A 20028-nucleotide genomic window follows, 5' to 3' on the forward strand; every position below is an offset into this window, starting at 1 on the left:
CTTATGCGAAACAAGGCGTTCAGCGTGAAACTCAGGTTTAAAAACTGTTAAAAAGCCGACACTTCGCTGCTGCGGCAAACCCGCATTAATTGTTTCGAACACCTAAATGTGTCACTACGGTACTGCCGTTCCGACGAGGCTTATGCTCAAGCTTTGTTATTCCGGCACAGTGATGTAATTTCGCCCGAAAGCTGGACCACCAGCAATTCGGGATTGGTAATGGCGGAATTGTTCTCTTTAACGGGATAATGTTCCGCTGGCATGATGGCGGCAGTCCATTTGCGGGTCGCAGATGGTCAAACGGCATGAAGCCGGGCGTATGTGTAACGAGGCGTAACCGCATGGCGAATAACAAGATCAGCGACTCTGTCGACGAGACTGCATTTCAGGCGTTGGAAGACGCCCTGCAGCTTGGTGCTTTCGAAGACAAGCCGGAATCGCGGAAGACGACAGCGCCAAAGCAGCCGGAGGCCAGATTGAAGGAAGCAAGCAGACAGACCCCTGCTCCCGAGGCCGCGCGCGCGCCTGCCGAACAGGCACCCAGATCCCCCAATCTGGAAGCTGCCAACGACGGCTCCAAGCGCAGCCCGGCCATGATCCTGAAATCGCTCGAAGGCGGCTCCATCGGCGGCGCGCTCAGAAACGCGACGATCATGTCGGTGATCTGGGCGCTCGGCGGCCTCGGCATCGCGCATCTTATCTACGGCAGTGCACTCTGGAACATCGGCTCGGTTGCCGATCTCGCCGCAATACCTGGGCTGATGGCGATCGTCGTCGGCATCGTCGTTCCGATCATGCTGTTCTTCGCCTTCGCGATCATGATGGCGCGTGCCCGCGATCTGCGCAACGCTGCCCGGTCGATGGCAGAAGTCGCCCTTCGTCTTGCTGAACCCGAAACTGTCGCCTCCGACCGGATCATGTCCGTCGGCCAGGCGGTTCGCCGAGAAGTCTCGGCCATGAACGATGGCATCGAGCGCACCATTGCCCGCGCGACGGAACTCGAAACGCTCGTCCATTCTGAAGTCAACGCGCTTGAGCGCAGCTATGCAGACAATGAACTGCGCGTGCGCAGCCTCGTGCAGGAACTGAGCGCCGAGCGCGACGCCATCGTCAACCATGCGGAGCGCATCCGCTCCTCCATTGTCGGCGCGCAAGAACAGATCAAGGAAGAGCTTTCAATCGTCGGCGAAGAGCTTTCGATGCGGCTTTCCACCACCGGCGAGGCCTTCGCCTCGATGATCGACACACGCTCGGCCGCGCTGCTGGAAAAATCGCGCGCCTCGACCGAAGCGATGGGCAGCCTGATTGCCGCCAAGACCGAAAACCTGCTTCAGGCACTGAATTCCTCGGGCGCAACGCTGTCGAGCGAATTCGACATGCGTCTGCACAACCTCACCTCGACGCTGGACGAGCGCGGCGAAGTGCTGCTGGAACGCTTCGCGATCCACGCCTCGACGCTGGACAGCGGCGCGGAAAGCCTCAACAGCGCACTCGAGGAACGCACCCGCCAGCTCAACGAGACCCTTTCCACCCGCACGCTCGAACTCAACCGCAATATCGATCGCGGCCAGCAGATCATCGGCGGCTCGCTGGATAACGTGCTCGACAAGCTGTCCACGACGCTTGAAGAAAAAGGCCTGTCCTTCCGCCAGAGCCTGCAAAGCACGGCTGATGACGCGATCATGGATCTCGATCTTCGCTCCGGCCTCTATGAAGAACGCCTGCAGGCGACGGTCGGCCAGGTCAACTCCGCCTTCGACGAACATGTGGCGGATTTCGCCAGTGCCTTCGACCAGCGCGCCGGCAGCCTCGACAGCAAGCTGATGGAGAGCCTCGCCCGGATCAACGAAACGGTTGCCGGCGGCTCCGAAGCCCTCGACACCATGCTGACCAGCGGACTTGAGCGCATCGGCAACACCATGACCGACCAGTCGCTTGCTCTTGCAACCGCACTGGGCACCGGCCAAGAAATGCTCGAAAGCGCGCTTGAGACCCGTACCCGCGCGTTCAGCGACGCAATCGGCCAGCGCACCGCTGAAATCACCGATGCCTTCGCCAATTCGCACGAGAAGATCGACGGCGTGCTGGCGGAGCGCAGCAATGCCCTGTTTGGCGCGCTTTCGGCAAGCCAGGACCGTTTCGACGAGGCGCTTGCAAGCCGTTCGCTGGCAATTACCGGCTCGGTCTCCGGCACGGCGGAACGTCTAGCCGCGATGCTTGAGGAGCGTGCAGCCGCAATCAACAGCGTCGTTGCCGATGTCGAGCGCCGTCTTTCGGAAACGCTCGAAACCCGCGCCGCCGCCATCACCGGCGCCGTTTCCGGCATCGAGGACCGCATTTCCGATACGCTGGAAAGCCGCACGGCTGCCCTGCACGACGTCGTATCCGGTGCGGAAAACCGTATTGCCGAGACGCTGGATGGCCGCACGGCCGCTCTTTCCAGCGCCATTTCCGGCGTCGAGGAACGCATCGCCGACACGATGGACAGCCGCACGCTGTCGCTCGACATGACCTTCGCCAATGTCGAGGAGAGGCTGTCGGAAACGCTCGACAAACGTACCTCCGCTCTGTCCGGCATTGTGGCAAGTGCCGAAGAGAGGATTGCTGGCGCACTCGACAGCCGCACGTCCACCTTCGGCGACGTGGTTGCCGGTGCCGAGAGCCGTATCGCGGAAACGCTTGATGGTCGCACGGCAGCACTCAACGCCGTCGTTTCGGGGGCTGAAGAACGCATTGCGGATGCACTCGACAGCCGCACCATGGCGCTCGACATGGCGTTTTCCGGCGCCGAGGAAAAAATTACCGAAGCACTCGATACCCGCACCGCCGTCCTTGGCGAATTGGTGGCCGGTGCCGAGACCCGTATCGCGGAAACGCTCGATGGCCGCACGGCAGCGCTTAACGCCGTCGTCTCCGGCGTTGAAGAACGCATTGCGGATGCACTCGACAGCCGCACCATGGCATTTGACATGGCGTTTTCCGGCGCAGAGGAAAAAATTACCGAAGCGCTCGATACCCGCACCGCCGTTCTTGGCGAATTGGTGGCCGGTGCCGAGACCCGCATTGCCAGCGCACTTGACAGCCGCACGGCTTCGCTCAAAAATGTCGTATCCGGCGCGGAAGAGCGGATCACGGACGTGCTCGACAGCCGCACCATGGCGCTCGACATGAGCTTCTCCGGTGTCGAGGAAAAGATCGCCGACATCCTCGACGGACGCACTGCTGCGCTTCACTCGGCGGTTTCCGGGGTCGAAGATCGTATTGCCGATGCTCTGGACAGCCGCACTGCCGCCCTTTCCGGCATTGTCTCCAGTGCGGAAGAACGCATCGCGGACGCGCTCGACAGCCGCACCATGGCGCTCGACATAACGATTTCCGGCGTTGAGGAGCGTATCTCCGAGGCGATGGATGCCAGAACCGCATCACTGTCGCTCGCGGCCGCAGGTGTCGGCCAGCGACTGGAATCGACGGCTTTCACGCTTGAAAACGCACTTGCCAGCGGCCACGAGCGGCTGGAGACCATGCTCGGTTCGCAGGCCGAACGCATTGCCGGTTCGCTTGAGCGCAATAGCGGCCTGATCGAGCAGAGCGTCTCCGGCGCGGCCAGCCGCATCGAAAGCGTCGTGGAAGACGGCAGCAGCCGTTTTGCGCAGACGGTGGAAGAAGGCGTCTCCCGCCTCGAGAACAACCTCTCGCAATCGCATGAAGACATCCGTACCGCGCTCGAGCAGCGCCAGGCGGATATCGCCGCGACGTTGAGCTCAGCCACGACCCAGATGGGCGACATGCTCTCCGAACAGGCGATGATGATCGGCACCACCGTTGCATCCAGTGCCAGCATGCTCGAACTCTCGCTCGAAACCCAGCAGGAGACGTTGCAGAAGGCCATAGACGGCAGTGCAGCCACGCTGGAACAGCGTCTTCGCAACAGCGCCGGCGATATTGCCGTCAAGATCGGTGAGGCCGCCCGCGAAATCGGCGGTGCGACCGATGCTCTCTCCTCGCGGATCGAAACCTCGATCGGAAGCGTCACGGGCAGGCTCGACGAGACCGGCACCCGCATCGAGACTTCGCTCGGAGCGCTGCAGGAGCGTGTGTCGAGCGATCTCGGCAACGTCAACACGTCGATCGAGGATGCCGGACGTCGCTTTGCCGACGCGCTGGAAGACAAGACAGCCGCCTTCGCCCGCACCAGCGACGATGCGGCTCAACGTATCACCGGCATTCTGGACGAGCAGACGATACGGGTTGCCGACACCTTCGAAAGCCGCACCAGCCGTCTGGCGGAAACCTTCGATGCCGGTTCGGCCCGCATCGATGAACGCCTCGGCACCATGGACCGCGCGCTGACGATCGGCCTCGAAAACGTCAACCGCACCATCGAAGGCAAGGCGAGCGAGCTCGCGGTCGGCCTGCGTGGGGCGGTCATTTCCGCCACCCAGAGCATCGACGAGGAAGCAGTTCGTTCCACCGCCCTGCTTGCGAAAACCGGCTCGGAATTCGCCGAACAGGTACAGGCCCAGAACGACGCCTTCACCAAGGCGATCGAAGAACGCTCCGGCGAGATCGTCAACCGCATCTCGGATGCACAGACACGCCTGTCCGGCCAGGCGGCAGCCGTCGCCCAGACCTTCTCTGAGGCGGGCAACATCATCGTCAACAAGGTTGCCGAGGCCGAAGCGGTCGTGCGCTCGCAGGTGGGCGTCATTTCCGAGACCCTGACCGGTGTCGAATCTGCTCTCGATGCACGCGGCGAATCCATCCGCTCGGCGCTGGACAACCGCACCCGCGAACTCAACTCGATGCTGGCCAGCCGTTCTGCTGAACTGTCGCGCCTGATCGAAGAGAAGGCAAAGCCTGTCGTCGACGAATACGCCACCATCGGTCGCGAAGCCGCCGAAAAGATCGTCTCCGCCGCCCAGCAGAGCGCCGAACTTCTGTCGCAGAGCAACAGCGGCATGGTCGGCATGGTGGAACAGGCGATCAGCGATTATGCCAATGCCGGAAGCGAGGCAGCAAGCAAGCTTGTCGCGGCAACCCGCCAGAGCACGGACATGCTGTCGCAGACGCATACGGCCATGGCCGACGCCGTCGAAGAAGGTATCGACAAATACACCCGCACGGGAAGCGATGTGGCAAACAAGCTTGTCGCCGCCACGCGCCAGAGCACGGATATGCTGTCGCAGACCCATAACAGCATGGCCGAAATCGTCGAAAAGTCGGCAAACAACTTCAACTCTGCGGTTGAGCGCGCCGCGCAGGAATTCGGCACGGCCGACGAAGCGTTGAACGCATCGGCCACCCGCTTCTCCGAATCCGCCTCGCAGGCCGCCGACATGGTGTCCAGCTCCAGCCGTCTGCTCGAAGGAAAGATCGATCGTCTGTCGAATATTTCCGGCCAGACACTGGCGCAGGTTGCCGGCATCGTCGGACGTTTCGAGGAACATTCGAAGGTTCTCAGCCAGGCGTCCGAACTGCTCAATGCCGCGCAATCGAGCCTTGTCGGTACGCTGGAAGAGCGTCAGGATGCACTTCGCAGCCTGTCTGTCGGACTAGTCAAGCGTTCCGAGGAAATCGAAACCGCCATGCGCGGCGTCGTCAGCGTGGTGGAAACCACGCTCAACGAGGCCGAGGAGCGTTCGCAGAACGTCGCCGGCAACCTGCGTGACAATCTGCAGGCATCCTTCTCCGATATCGGCCGTTCGCTCGACGAGACGGAACAGCGCGCCCGCTCGGCAGCACAGACCATGCGGGGCGCCCTCCTCGCCGCTGGTCAGGATGCCAGCCGTTCGATCGAGAGCACGCTTTCCGACGCGCAGAAATATTCCGACGAGCTGGTCAACCGCCTGCGTGGCGGTGTCGAATCCTCGCTTTCGGAAGTCGACAACCTGCTCGGCAGTGCCTCGGAAAAATCCAATGCCGCCGCCGCCAACCTCAAGGAAACGCTGCGTCAGGCAGTTGAGGAAGCTGTCAGCCGTTTTGCCGGCGCGACGGACGAAATCCGCCGCTCCAGCCACGATATCCGCCGCGAGCTGGATGCGACCCGTGCCGAACTGAAGCGCGGCGCGTTCGACCTGCCGGAAGAGGCCAAGGAAAGCGCCGCAGCGATGCGCCGCGCCGTTTCCGAGCAGATCAAGGCCCTGCAGGATATTTCCCAGCTTGTCGGTCGCTCGACCCAACAGATGGAAGTTTCCGAACCCGTCGCCCGCGCCATTGCAGCGACCCAGCCTGCCGCTGAACGCCGTGTCGAAGCGCGTCCGCAGCCGGCAGCAGCCACGCCGGCACAGCCACCACGCGCAGCTCAGCCGCAGCCGGCAGCCGCACCCGCCTTGCGTGGCACCTTGCCGCTTGAGAACCGCCAGGTCGAAAACCGTCAGGCGCCTGCCCCGTCCCAGGCGGCTGCAGCGCCTGCCGCACGCCGCGAAGAAGGCGGTGGCTGGATCAGTGATCTTCTGCGCGGTGCCTCGCAGGAATCAGCCGCCGCTTCCGCACCCCGCGCAAGCGGCGATCAGCAGCCGACCCGTGCTGCCGATACCCGCAATCCGCGTCACATGGTGGAATCGCTGAACTCGCTGTCCGTCGACATCGCGCGCGCGATCGACCACGATGCGTCGGTGGAACTGTGGCGGCGGTACCAGCGCGGCGAACGTGACGTCTTCACCCGTCGCCTCTATACGCTGAAGGGCCAGACGACGTTTGACGAGATCAAGCGCAAATACGAGCGGGAGGCCGAATTCCGCACCGCCGTGGACCGCTACATCACCGATTTCGAAAAGCTGCTCGCTGATGTCGCCCGCACGGACCGTGACCGTTCAGTCACCCAGTCCTACCTCACCTCCGATACCGGCAAGGTCTACACGATGCTTGCCCATGCGGCGGGTCGGTTCAACTGATCTCTGGTTAAGACCAGAAACAATAAAACCCCGGTCATGGCCGGGGTTTTTCTTTTTGGTCGGCAGGTAGCTTATCGACTGTAGTTCAGTCGCTCACGTTGAAATCAGATCTCGAACGTACCCGATGCTACACGAACCGCGTGGCCACCGATGCGGGCGCGGGCGATTTCGTTGTCCTTGATGTCCATGCGCAGATGGATGTGGGAAGGACGTTCCATCTCCACGCCCTGCTCTATCAAGAGCGGATAGTGACCGTCTGTCAGGCCGTCGAAATGATGGATTGCACCGGAAAGGGCGGCGGCGGCGGAACCGGTGGCGGGGTCTTCCGAAATCCCCATTTCCGGGGAAAACATGCGGGCATGGAACTTTGCTGCGTGATAGACGCCGCCGCGACAGTAGATATAAGCCGCCGTAAGGCGCCCCTCCACCAGCGGTGCGGTGCGCAGCCAGAGATTGGCGTCGAAATCCATTTCGCTGATAGCGGCAATATTGTGCAGCGGCACGAGCAGGAACGGCACACCGGCCGTCCAGATCGACGGTACGTGGTTCTCAAAGCCGAGATGGCCTTCGCTCACGCCCAGCGCATCGGCAAGTGCGGCATGATCGAGCGGCAGGGTGACGCGGGACGATTTGCGCGGGAGGTCGAATTCGGCGAAGCTGACCGCACCGGCGCGCATTTTCACCGCACAGCGGACCGGCCCCACCTTTTCCTCCAGCACACAGACCATATCGATATCGTCGTCACCTTCATTGCGATTGCGCTCGGCAATAGCGATCGCTGCGCCAACAGTCGGGTGGCCAGCGAAAGGCAACTCGCCTGAAGGCGTGAAGATACGCAACGAAGCCGCGTGGGCCGGGTTGCCCGAGCGGTTGACGAAAACGGTCTCGGAGAGGTTCATTTCTCTGGCTATCGCCTGCATCGTCACTTGGTCGAGGCCATCCGCGTCATACATGACTGCCAGCGGATTTCCCGCCATTTTGGTCTCGGTAAAGACATCGTAGATATTGTAATTCAGCACCACGCCCGTCTCCTGCCACTCGCCGTTCCGCTTGTTTCGCGCAAGTTGCCTCACGTCGCGCCGCATCGCAACCCTTGTCGAAGGCCGGAAACCAAGAAGCTGTGGACCGCACGCGGGCAAACCCGCTTGCTGCGAACGCCTGTCCGCCGGAAAGGCCTTGTCGCCTGCTGCCGTCTTCATGTACCAAGGATGCGTCTTGTGGCTTGCGATCGACCGTTTTATCGACGTTTGGAGATTGTGAGCTGCTTCAACAGGTTACAGCATCGTCCGCATATCGATTCCGGTATGCGTCGTTGCCGAGGGAAGCGAATGTCGCATTCTAACTGTTCACTATCCTTCGTGGCCTCCGCAACCGAGGAGGCGCAGAGGGCGCTGGAGGAGCTGAAAGGCGCTTACGGCAACACGCCCTTCGACGAGGCGGAAGTGATCGTGGCGCTCGGCGGCGATGGCTTCATGCTGCAAATTCTCAACGAAACGATGAATTCCGGCAAGCGGGTCTATGGCATGAACCGGGGATCAGTCGGCTTTCTGATGAACGACTACCGGGTAGACGGCCTGGTCGAGCGTATTGCGGTGGCGACCGGCAATGATTTTCATCCGCTGCGCATGACGACGACGGATTCCGACGGCGATGAATTTACGGCACTTGCCATGAACGAGGTCAGCCTGTTCCGGCAATCGCATCAGGCCGCCAAGCTTCGTGTCGAGGTGGACGGCAAGACGCGGCTTGAAGAGTTGATTTGCGACGGCATGATGGTTGCGACACCGGCAGGATCGACAGCTTATAACTTCTCAGCCCATGGACCGATCCTGCCGTTGGAATCTCCGCTTCTGGCGCTCACACCCGTCAGCGCCTTCCGGCCAAGGCGTTGGCGCGGCGCACTTTTGCCCAACAAGGTGACGGTCGATATTCACGTTCTGGAGCGCGACAAGCGTCCGGTGAACGCGGTCGCCGACCATACGGAGGTGAAATCCGTACGGCATGTGCGGATTGCGCAATCGCAGGACAGGACGGCCAGAATTCTCTCGGACCCAGACCGTTCATGGTCAGACCGCGTACTCGCCGAACAATTCAACAATTGACGCCAACCACTGATGATGGCCATGCCCCTGAAAAAACCTCTTCTTGCCGCCCTCATTTTCGCCGCCACAGCGCTTCCCATGCGGGCGCAAACGGAGGCCATCGACAACTTGCCGGTATCGGCGATCTTCGTTGTCAGCAGCGGCATGTGGGAAGAGCATAATCTTGAGCCGGTGAAAGGTCCTGACGGCCAGTTGCGGCCGCCGCCAGCGACACCCTCGCGCGGTTATTACAAGGTGGTTGCAATCCGCCAGGGCGATGGCACCGCTAAAGTCTATCTGCAGCGCATCGCCACTACCGCAAACGGACCGAACCTTCTCGAAAACATCGAGCTGGAAGAGTTCAGCCAGATGAAGTCCTACGTCACGGATATTCGGCCCGAAAGCTCAAACGGTGCGTCGGCCTCGCCCGGCCTGTTCGTGACCGTCTATCTGAAAACCGATCCGCAGATCAGGGAAGCGGAAAGCTGGACGATCCTGATCGACGAACTCGGCGAGATGAAGATCGAAAAGGCCTCGAACTGAGGGCGAGAGAACGTCGGTTTGAACGGAATCGTTGGAGGTTCTCTACCTCCTGGATTATACGCAGTTTTACTGGAAACTCTCTACGCGTTAAGCTCATGCGGCCCGGCCAGAACCGCACCGAAATGATGTTTCCATAGTCTGGCGCCGAGTTCGCCGCTGCGATCGAGGCTGGAGCCCACCGTCAGCCATGGCAGAAGCGTGGGATGAAGCCCCGCATCAAACAGGGCAAAACCCGCAGCCAGCACGCAGGTATCGGCCTGAATGCCGCAGACCAGCACCCTGTCGAGCTTTAGAGACAGGAGGTGGTCGATAGCCGCCCTTGGCGGAGCGTAGCCGTGCTTTATGAAAATCCAGTCCGCCGCAACCAGCGAGCAGTCGTCCCTGCCCGGCTTCCAGCCGAGTTGCCGCTCGAAAGGCGTGACGCTTTCATCATGGCGCTCGACGCTGGCAACGCTTGGCATGGTGGCGGCCAGCGCGGATATGTCCGCCACAAGCGCAGCCGGCGGATTGAAGCTCGGCTGAACGTCGACGATGTAAAGCGCCTGTTTCATCCATCTCCTCCAACGAAAAACCCCTCGCAATGGGTTTGCGAGGGGTGATTTTTTCAAGCGACGCTGTGACGCGTCAGTCGATATCAGCCACTTCCACGTCTGCGCCGCCGCTGATGCGGTGCGCGAGGGCCGCTTCCATGAACTGGTTCAGATCGCCATCCAGCACGTTGCCGGGTGCGGTGCTTTCCACGCCGGTGCGCAGGTCCTTGATCAACTGGTAGGGCTGCAGAACGTAGGAGCGGATCTGGTGGCCCCAGCCGATATCCGTCTTGGATGCGGCCTGAGCGTTTGCCGCATCTTCCCGCTTTTGCAGTTCCACCTCGTAAAGGCGGGCGCGCAGCATGTCCCACGCCTTGGCGCGGTTCTTGTGCTGGGAACGCTCCTGCTGGCAGGCCACGGCAATACCGGTCGGTATGTGGGTAATACGCACGGCCGAATCGGTGGTGTTGACGTGCTGGCCGCCTGCACCGGACGAACGATAGGTATCGATGCGGCAATCGCTCTCGTTGATGTCGATCTGGATCGAATCATCGACCACTGGGTAAACCCAAACGGAGGAGAACGATGTGTGGCGACGCGCATTGCTGTCATAGGGCGAGATGCGGACGAGGCGGTGTACGCCCGATTCCGTCTTCAGCCAGCCGAAGGCATTGTGGCCCTTGACGAGGATCGTCGCGGACTTGATGCCGGCCTCTTCGCCGTCATGAACTTCCAGCACTTCAACCTTGAAGCCTTCGCGGTCGGCCCAGCGGGTATACATGCGCAGCAGCATGTTGGCCCAGTCCTGGCTTTCCGTACCGCCAGCGCCGGAATGAACTTCGAGATATGTATCGTTGCTATCAGCTTCACCGGAAAGCATGGCTTCCACCTGACGGCGGTTCGCCTCGCTCCTCAGCGCCTTCAGCGCATCTTCGGCGTCCTTGACGATCTCGTCGTCGCCTTCCATCTCGCCGAGTTCGATCAGCTCGACATTGTCCTTGAGCTGCTGCTCAAGCGCCTTCACGCCATTGATGCTGTCATCCAGCTGCTGGCGCTCGCGCATCAGTTTCTGCGCTTCGGTGGCATCGTTCCAGAGGGTCGGGTCCTCTGCCTTGTTATTCAACCAGTCCAGTCGTCTTATCGCCTGGTCCCAGTCAAAGATGCCTCCTCAGCAGGCTTATGGCCTGCTTGATTTCGTCGACTACGTTCACAATTTCATTGCGCATTTCGCTGGTTCTTCGCCTTCATTTAAACTGGTAGCTCAAATAAATGCGGGGGGCGCGGATGTAAAGACCCGCGCCCCCCGCCAAACATAAGACTGGTATCAATAAAGACCGCCGCCACCGCCGGTGATGGCCTGCTGGGCCTGTGGCGAGGTCTTCAGAATATCCTCCTGCGACATGCCTTCCGCGCCGATCACCGAGAAGGTATCGGCCGGGCCGGTGCCCGGCTTGAAGGCTTCCATGATCGTATCAGGTTCGCCTTCCGAAGCGGCCATGCCGGTCTTGCGGTTGACGGCGATGAACTTCATGCCTTCAGGCACGATGAACTTGCTCGGTTCCAGGTGCTTGGCCGCATCGGCGATGAACTCGCCGAAGATCGGTGCCGACAGCGAACCACCGGTGCCGCCGCGCCCAAGCGGTGCGGGCGAATCGAAGCCGATATAAAGACCGGCAACCATGTCCGGCGTGTAACCGACGAACCAGGCGTCCTTTTCATCGTTGGTGGTGCCCGTCTTGCCAGCAACCGGCAGATCGACCTTGATCTTGCCCGCCGCCGTGCCGCGCTGCACGACACCTTCAAGCATGGAGGTCGTCTGGTAAGCGGTCATCGGGTCGAGAACCTGCTCGCGGTTATCAACGATGACCGGCTCGTCCTGATTTTGCCAGCTGGTGGCGTTGCAGCCCTCGCAGGCACGCTCCTCATGCCGGAAGATCGTCTTGCCGTAACGGTCCTGGATGCGGTCGATCAGCGTCGGCTTGATCTGCTTGCCGCCATTGGCGATCACAGAATAGGCCGAGACCATGCGCATGATGGTTGTTTCACCCGAACCGAGCGACATTGCCAGAAGCGGCGGCATCTTGTCGTAGATGCCGAAGTGTTCGGCATATTCAGCCACCAGATTCATGCCCATGTCCTGCGCCAGACGCACTGTCATGAGGTTACGGGATTTTTCGATGCCGAGACGCAGGGTCGAAGGACCGGCGGAACCCCCGCCGTAATTCTGCGGCTTCCAGACCTGACCGCCCGAAACAACCTCGATTGGCGCGTCGAGAATGACCGAGGCCGGGGTATAGCCGTTGTCGAGTGCAGCCGCATAGATGAACGGCTTGAAGGAGGAGCCGGGCTGGCGCATCGCCTGCGTGGCGCGGTTGAATTCCGACTGCGCGTAGGAGAAGCCGCCGACCATGGCCAGAACGCGGCCAGTGTGCGGATCCATCACCATCATGCCGCCCTGCACCTTCGGGGGCTGGCGCAGACGATATTCGTTGCCGGAACCGGACAGCGGCTGTGCGTAAACGACGTCACCAACAGCCAGTACGCCAACCGGCGACTTAGCCGTCGGCTTTTTGCCTGTGGCATCGCGATAGGCCCAACGCATGTTTTCAGCGGAGATATGGCCGCGTGTGCGCTTGTCGCCATCCTCGGCATCGGGGTCGACCTGCACGCCAATATCGATACCATCGGCAGCAACGGCGAGGACAACCGCGATCTTCCATTCGGGAACGTCGCGAAGGCCCTTTACCTTGGCGAGCGCCGCAGTCCAGTCACCGGTTGTCTCGATCTTTTCGACGGGTCCGCGGAAACCGCGACGCTCGTCATATTGCACCAGACCGTCCTGAAGCGCCTTGCGCGCCTCCATCTGGATCTGCGGATCGAAAGAGGTGCGAACCGAAAGACCGCCTTCAAGAAGCGCCTGCTCGCCGTATTTCTCGACGATCTGGCGGCGGACTTCCTCGGCGAAATAGTCAGACGCGAAGATATGCGCGCCGCCACGGCGCAGATTGACGCCAAGCGGCTGCTTCTTTGCATCCTCTGCATCGCCGACCGTGATGTAGCCGTTCTCGGCCATGCGGTCGATCACCCAGTTGCGGCGCTCCAGCGCCGCCTTCTCGCGGCGGATCGGATGGTAGTTGGCCGGACCCTTCGGCAGCGATGCGAGATAGGCGGTTTCCGCGATCGTCAGTTCCGTGACCGATTTGTTGAAATAGGTGAGTGCCGCACCGGCGATACCGTAGGAATTCAGACCGAAAAAGATCTCGTTGAGATAAAGCTCGAGGATCTTGTCCTTGGAATAGGTCTGCTCGATGCGGAAGGACAGAAGCGCTTCCTTGAGCTTGCGGTCAAAGGTCTGGTCGTTGGTGAGCAGGAAGTTCTTTGCCACCTGCTGGGTGATTGTGGACGCGCCGACCGGACGACGGCCGGAGCCGATATTCTGGAGGTTGACGAGAACGGCACGGCCGAGACCCCAGATGTCCACACCCGGATGGTTGTAGAAATTCTTGTCTTCCGCCGAAAGGAAAGCTGCCTTCACACGGTCCGGGATAGCCTGGATCGGCAGGAACAGGCGCTTTTCATGGGCGTATTCCGCCATGAGCGCGCCGTTGCCGGCGTGCACGCGGGTCGTCACCGGCGGCTCATAAGTGCTCAGAACTGCGTAATCCGGCAGGTCCTTCGTCACGCCGTGCAAATAAATTGCACCGGCGGCGGCGGCGCACAGGAAGAGCACGCTGGCCAAGCCGAAAAAATATCCAATCAGTCTGATCATACCAAGCTACCGATAATTCGAATCGTAACCATCAACGCCCGATGATACGGGCGCATCCTTGCATATCGCGTGCCGTTTTGCACACCATACCTTCGATGACAAGCCGGAACGACAGCATTCGCTGATATGTTACCGGGCCGACTGCCGCAATTGCGGTTCCAGCCGCAATGGCGGATCACCACAGAATCCGCTTCCGCAATAACGCGGCGAATGTGAGTAAAATAGGGCTTCACCAACCTAATCGTCCGCAAGGCCCAAGAATTGAACAGCTTTTCGGCAGCAAGGGGCACGGCGACAACGGGGCGCCGCTCGCCCGCCCGGGCCTTCAGCCGCCGTTCGCCATGGCCTTGGTGCGGTATCGTCCGACCGCAGTTGCTAGCGTATCGGCGACCTTCTTGCGCCATTCCGCATCAAGAAGGAGTTTTTCATCTTCCGGATTGGAGAGAAAGCCGAGTTCCAGCAACACCGATGGCACGTCATGGGCGCGCAGCACCATGAAACCGGCATAACGATGCGGATTGTTGATGAGGCCGACCTGTCCCTCGAAGGACGATACGATATTTTCTGCCAGCGTCACCGAAAAGGCCTGCGTTTCGCGCCGGGTGAAATCGAGAAGGATATCGGCCACCTCAGGCGGCTCGCTGGAGGCTGCCACACCGGCAATCTGGTCGGACTTGTTTTCGCGCTCGGCCAGCTCCTGCGCCCTGCGGTCTGAGGCGCGGTCTGACAATGTATAGACGGTCGCCCCCCGGATGCCCTTCTGCTTCAGTGTATCGGCGTGCAATGAAATGAACAGGTTGGCGTTGTTCTGCCGGGCGATCGTGACCCGTTCGGACAGAGCGAGAAACGTGTCGGAATCACGCGTCAGGAACGCCTTGATGCCGGGCTCCCGGTTCATCCGCTCCACAAGTTCCTTGGCAAAGGTCAGCGTGATGACCTTTTCCTCCGTGCCGGTTACGCCGCCGGAAGCGCCGGCATCGATGCCGCCATGGCCGGCATCAACAGCGATGACGAAATCCGTTTGCCGCGATGTCTTGTCGTCAGGCGTGATCGCCGCTGTCGAGACCGGCGCCGGCGCGCGCCATTGCTGCTCTTTCACCAGTTCGGCGAATTTGGCCTTGGTGGTGATCTCCGCATCCAGGACGAAACGGAACGATGTGCCGTCCTCGCCCTTCTTGGTTTCGGCAACCGCCACCTGAACCGGTTTTTTTGCCGTCAGCACGATGCGGGCGCTGTCTTGCCCCATGCTACCGAAGCGAATGTCCGAGAAAAGGCCGGTTGGCGCCAGAGCCGATGCGGGGAACGCAAAATTCACCGCCGGAAAGTCCACGACGATGCGGGCGGGCGAATCGAGATAGTGAATGTCGAATTCCGGCTCCTCGGCAAAATCGAGAACGATGCGCGTGCGCGCCTCGTCGCCTATGATGCGTGCCTGATTGGCGATGAGCGGCTCCACGGCGAAGGCCTGTGGAACGCAGGAGACGAATGCGGCGACCGAAAAGACAACCGGCAAGACAAGGGCACCCGCAAGCCGCGCGATTCGCGCGCCAAGCGGCCCTGCCCCATCGAATATCGCTGCGCTGCGCGTGAAATTCATGGTCTTCAAGAAATTCCGTATTTCAGTCATTTTTCATAAATGGTGCGGCAAAGTGCCGGGAACGTCGTAATTTCGGCCACGCCGGACGCGTGTTTGTGCGTTTGCGCCCCACAATCGCAGGCGTTGGTGAACCAATTGTTAACCCGGAAATTCCACCAACAATATGGCATATTTAGCCAGCCTATTGCTATTATGACAGAGAAAACATACAACAAGGATGAGGGTTAAAAGTGTTGACGGGATAGATGCCCGCCGGCTGCCAATCGAAAAAGACGCTGGCGCTGCAAAACGGGCAATCATCTGCCGTCGTTACATTTATCCTGAAACTGGATCAATTCCGGCCGTGGCCGGAGACCTACCCGGTGGCAATGCCACCGCTGCTCTGAGGAGAGCAAATTCATCGGACCCCAAGGGGTCTATATATTATTGTCGTTCCGCCTGGCCAATGATGTCGCAGCAGTTTTCATATGAACCGGATACCAGGAGCAGGCCAAGCGCCTCGCCGTCGGTCCGGATGCTGCCAGTTTACAGAGGCCCGGCTGGAGACTTCATTTCCGGCACATCCTTGCACTCATATGAAAGGCTCGTCCGTGTGGCGGGCCTGTTCTCGTATAAAACAAGGCTGCGCCGAGGAGCACAGCTTACATGGCAGACAAAATGCTTATCGACGCCTCCCACGAAGAGGAGACACGCGTAGTCGTTGTCCGTGGGAACCGGATCGAGGAATTCGACTTCGAATCGGAGCACAAGAAACAGATCCGCGGCAATATCTACCTTGCCAAGGTCACGAGGGTTGAGCCCTCCCTTCAGGCGGCCTTCGTCGATTACGGTGGAAATCGCCACGGGTTTCTCGCTTTTGCGGAAATCCACCCTGACTATTACCAGATCCCGCTCGCCGACCGTCAGGCGCTCCTCAAGGCGGAAGCCGAGGATCATCGCCGCAGCGACGACTTTGAATCGGCTGACGCCCCCGAGCCCGGCGCACCGGCTGTCGATCTGTCGCAGGCGGACCAGCCGGATGTCGGCATCGTTGCCGTCAGCGAGACGACTGACGCCGTGGTCGTGGACGAAACCGTTGCCGCTGCCGCTGCCGAAGAGGTATCCGAAGATGTGACTGCTGTGGCCGTCGAGGCCGTTGCGGAAGAAGCACCGAAGAAGCGTACCCGCCGCCCCCGCGCCAAGAAGAAGGTAGCGGAAGAAGAAGCCGTTTCCGACACCACTGTTGAGGCCTCTTCCGAAGAAGACGGCAGCACGGGTGGCGAAATGGCTGCCATGGTCGATACAGATACGATTTCCGAGGAAGTCGAGGGTCTTCGCCGTGGCAATGACGATGATGACGACGACGATGATGACGATCATCACGAAAAGGAAGTGATCGAATCCGTCGGCGCCGAAGACGCCATGGAAGAGGTTCCCGATCGCGTTGCCCGCAAGCCGCGCAAGCAGTACCGCATTCAGGAAGTCATCAAGCGCCGCCAGATCCTTCTCGTGCAGGTTGCCAAGGAAGAACGCGGCAACAAGGGTGCCGCACTCACCACCTATCTGTCGCTTGCCGGCCGTTATTCCGTGCTGATGCCGAATACCGCACGCGGCGGTGGCATTTCCCGCAAGATCACCCAGCCGACCGACCGCAAGCGCCTGAAGGAAATCGCGCGCGATCTGGAAGTTCCGCAGGGCATGGGCGTCATTCTGCGTACTGCAGGCGCCAATCGCACCCGCGTCGAGATCAAGCGCGACTTCGAATATCTGATGCGCCTGTGGGAAAACGTCCGCACGCTGACATTGAACTCCACGGCCCCCTGCCTCGTTTACGAGGAAGGCTCGCTCATCAAGCGTTCGATCCGCGATCTCTATAACAAGGATATCAGCGAGATCATCGTTTCGGGCGAAGAAGGCTACCGTGAAGCAAAAGACTTCATGAAGATGCTGATGCCGAGCCACGCCAAGGTGGTTCAGCCTTACCGCGACATCCACCCGATCTTCTCGCGCTCGGGCATCGAAGCCCAGCTCGACCGCATGCTGCAGCCGCAGGTTACGCTGAAATCGGGCGGTTACCTCATCATCAACCAGACGGAAGCTCTGGTTGCCATCGACGTGAACTCCGGTCGTTCGACCCGCGAGCATTCTATCGAAGAAACGGCGCTGACGACCAATCTGGAAGCGGCGGAAGAAGTGGCTCGCCAGCTGCGTCTTCGCGACCTTGCCGGTCTTGTTGTCATCGACTTCATCGACATGGAAGAAAAGCGCAACAACCGCTCCGTCGAGAAGAAGCTCAAGGACTGCCTGAAAAACGACCGGGCGCGCATCCAGGTCGGCCGTATCTCGCATTTCGGTCTTCTGGAAATGTCGCGCCAGCGCATCCGCGCTTCGGTGCTGGAATCGACCACGCAGGTCTGCCAGCATTGCGGCGGCACGGGTCACGTTCGCTCCGAATCCTCCATCGCGCTGCACGTGCTGCGCGGCGTTGAGGAATATCTGCTGCGCAACACGACCCACAACATCACCGTGCGCTGCACGCCGGAAACGGCTCTCTACCTGCTCAACCACAAGCGCGGCACGATTGTCGATTATGAAGGCCGCTTCGGTGTGGCGATCATCATTGCGGCCGATGCCGGCGTCGGCGCGCAGCATTTCGCCATCGATCGTGGTGAAGCGGTTGAAAATCCGGTGAAGATCGAAAGCCTTATCCAGATGCTCCCGAGCTTCGTGGAAGAGGAAGACGATTTCGTTGTTGAGGTGGAAGAGGACGAAGAAGAGGAAGAAATCGTCAAGGCGCAGGCCAGCGAGCCGCGCCAGCAACAGCAGCAGGGCGACAATGGTGAAGACGGCAAGCGCAAGCGCAAGCGTCGTCGTCGCCGTCGTGGCAAGGGCGGACAGAACGACCAGAACGGTGCAGTTGATGCGCAGGCTGGCGATGACACCGGCGCTGATGATGCGGACGACGAAGATGGCGTCGAAACCGATGAAGCCGCAGACGACGCTGATGAAAACGGTGTGAACGAAGCTGCAAACTCTGATGAAGAAGGCAAGCGCAAGCGTCGCCGTCGTGGCAAGCGTGGCGGCCGTCGCAACCGTGCTGAAGACGAGGCTCTCGATGCCGCAGGCAATGAGTCCGGCGAAGAAGGCGAAACGGAAGGCGAAAGCGAAGAGGTTTCCGCCGCAGCATCCGTAACCGAAGAGCCGACCGCTGCCGAAGTGGTGGAAGGTGTGGTTGCGGACGTTGTGGACGCGGAAGCCCCGAAGAAACCGCGCCGCACCCGCAAGGCGAAGGCCAAGACCGAAGACGTACCGCCGGCTGAAGCGGCACCGCAGGCTGAAGTCGCGGCCAAAACCGTTGAAACGGTCGAGCCGGTGATCATCGAGCCCGCAGTCGTTGTGGAAACCGTCGTCGATGTCGCCCTCGACGAAGTGGGTGAAGCCTCGGCCGATCTGGGTTCGGAAGCCGTAGCACCCGCGGCGGAAGAAAAGGTTCGCGCGAACCGGGGCAGCAATGTCTCGAATTCGGAGCCGGTCGTGACCTCGTCGGGCACGCCCGCCAACCCTGACGGCGACGAGCCGAAGCCGCGCAAGGGCGGCTGGTGGCAGCGCAAAGGCTTCTTTTGATAGAAGACACTGAAACGAAAAACGCCCGCAACCATGTTGCGGGCGTTTTGCTTTGTTGGCGGATGTTAGGTTTATCTCATTCCGTAATCAATCCGGCATCCAGCCACGGCGCGTCTGCGCCGTGAAAGAAATCTCTCGCGATCAAGGACTTGACTGCGTTGGCAAAGGACCAAGTCCGGGGTGACGGAAGCCCGATATGCCAATCGTCAAACAGACCGTGTCAGACCACCATCGACGCGGATGTTCTGGCCGGTGATGTAACCCGCACCTTCCGAGGCGAGGAAGGCAACGGTTGCGGCTATCTCGTCGCTCGTTCCGTAACGCTGCATCGGCACAGCCTGGCGGCGCTCTTCCGTGGCTGGCAGGCTATCGATCCAACCGGGCAGAACATTGTTCATGCGCACATTGTCGACCGCATAGGTATCGGAAAAAATCTTGGTGTAGGAAGCAAGGCCGGCGCGGAACACTGCAGAAGTCGGGAACATGCTGCTCGGCTCGAAAGCCCAGGCAGTCGAGATGTTGACGATCGACCCGGCTTTCTGTTTCACCATGAATGGAGCCACAATCCGTGTCGGGCGGATGACGTTCATCAGGTAGACATCGAGACCCGTGTGCCATTGCTCATCGGTGATATCGAGGATGGAGGCGCGCGGGCCATGGCCTGCACTGTTCACGAGAACGTCGATACGTCCGAATTTTTCGAGCGTCAGCTCCACCAGTCGATTGAGATCGTCGTTGGACTGGTTGGAGCCGGTGACGCCGATGCCGCCCAGTTCCTTCGCCAGCGCCTCTCCCTTGCCGGAGGACGACAGGATCGCGAGCTTGTAACCATCAGCGCTTAGACGTTTCGCCACGGCCGCGCCCATGCCGCTGCCGCCTGCCGTCACAATCGCCACTTTTTCTGCCGACATCGTTCTTCTCTCCATGTCCAATCGGGCGGACCGCCGCGTGGCAGCCCTTCTCCATCCATAACCCGCTCCATCTATAGCGGGTTTTGGCAGCGAATTCGAAC

At 60.5% G+C, this 20028-nt stretch carries 10 protein-coding genes; 4 read left to right on the forward strand and 6 right to left on the reverse strand.

Annotation, left to right across the window (positions count from 1 at the left end):
• The first annotated feature begins 341 nt into the window (after nt 1-341).
• A complete protein-coding gene (locus ACQZ45_RS02415) occupies nt 342-6893 on the forward strand; it encodes an apolipoprotein A-IV repeat region-like domain-containing protein (protein WP_448742129.1) in 6552 nt (2183 codons plus the stop codon).
• 104 nt (nt 6894-6997) lie between these two features.
• On the opposite strand, the gene ACQZ45_RS02420 is transcribed toward ACQZ45_RS02415, so the two are convergent.
• Nucleotides 6998-7915 (reverse strand): PhzF family phenazine biosynthesis protein, encoded by a 918-nt coding sequence (locus ACQZ45_RS02420; RefSeq protein ID WP_112959264.1) that lies wholly within the window; start codon nt 7913-7915, stop codon nt 6998-7000.
• A 306-nt stretch (nt 7916-8221) separates the two neighbouring features.
• Between ACQZ45_RS02420 and ACQZ45_RS02425 the strand changes: the two genes are divergently transcribed.
• A complete protein-coding gene (locus ACQZ45_RS02425) occupies nt 8222-8995 on the forward strand; it encodes an NAD kinase (RefSeq protein ID WP_003512774.1) in 774 nt (257 codons plus the stop codon).
• 21 nt (nt 8996-9016) lie between these two features.
• Entirely contained in the window at nt 9017-9517 is a 501-nt protein-coding gene (locus tag ACQZ45_RS02430; protein WP_003512773.1) for a hypothetical protein, read from the forward strand.
• Nucleotides 9518-9597: 80 nt separating this feature from the next.
• On the opposite strand, the gene ACQZ45_RS02435 is transcribed toward ACQZ45_RS02430, so the two are convergent.
• From ACQZ45_RS02435 to ACQZ45_RS02450, 4 genes are all read right to left on the reverse strand, one after another.
• Nucleotides 9598-10068 (reverse strand): cysteine hydrolase family protein, encoded by a 471-nt coding sequence (locus tag ACQZ45_RS02435; RefSeq protein ID WP_003512771.1) that lies wholly within the window; start codon nt 10066-10068, stop codon nt 9598-9600.
• A 73-nt stretch (nt 10069-10141) separates the two neighbouring features.
• Nucleotides 10142-11273 (reverse strand): peptide chain release factor 2 gene (prfB, locus tag ACQZ45_RS02440; RefSeq protein WP_097102382.1). Its coding sequence is split into 2 segments (ribosomal slippage): nt 10142-11203 and nt 11205-11273, totalling 1131 coding nucleotides; the frame shifts between segments, so codons are not numbered across the junction.
• A gap of 98 nt (nt 11274-11371) precedes the next feature.
• On the reverse strand, nt 11372-13816 hold the full coding sequence (locus ACQZ45_RS02445) for a penicillin-binding protein 1A (protein WP_448742130.1): 2445 nt from the start codon (nt 13814-13816) through the stop codon (nt 11372-11374).
• A gap of 325 nt (nt 13817-14141) precedes the next feature.
• A complete protein-coding gene (locus tag ACQZ45_RS02450; protein WP_025593308.1) occupies nt 14142-15413 on the reverse strand; it encodes an N-acetylmuramoyl-L-alanine amidase in 1272 nt (423 codons plus the stop codon).
• Nucleotides 15414-16058: 645 nt separating this feature from the next.
• On the opposite strand from ACQZ45_RS02450, the gene ACQZ45_RS02455 reads away from it, so the two are divergent.
• Nucleotides 16059-19016, forward strand: a complete 2958-nt coding sequence (locus ACQZ45_RS02455; protein ID WP_113291489.1) for a ribonuclease E/G — start codon at nt 16059-16061, stop codon at nt 19014-19016.
• A gap of 206 nt (nt 19017-19222) precedes the next feature.
• On the opposite strand, the gene ACQZ45_RS02460 is transcribed toward ACQZ45_RS02455, so the two are convergent.
• Nucleotides 19223-19927 (reverse strand): SDR family oxidoreductase, encoded by a 705-nt coding sequence (locus ACQZ45_RS02460; protein WP_113291488.1) that lies wholly within the window; start codon nt 19925-19927, stop codon nt 19223-19225.
• Nucleotides 19928-20028: the final 101 nt, after the last annotated feature.

This window comes from Agrobacterium sp. 16-2014-1-2a (genome assembly GCF_053522705.1).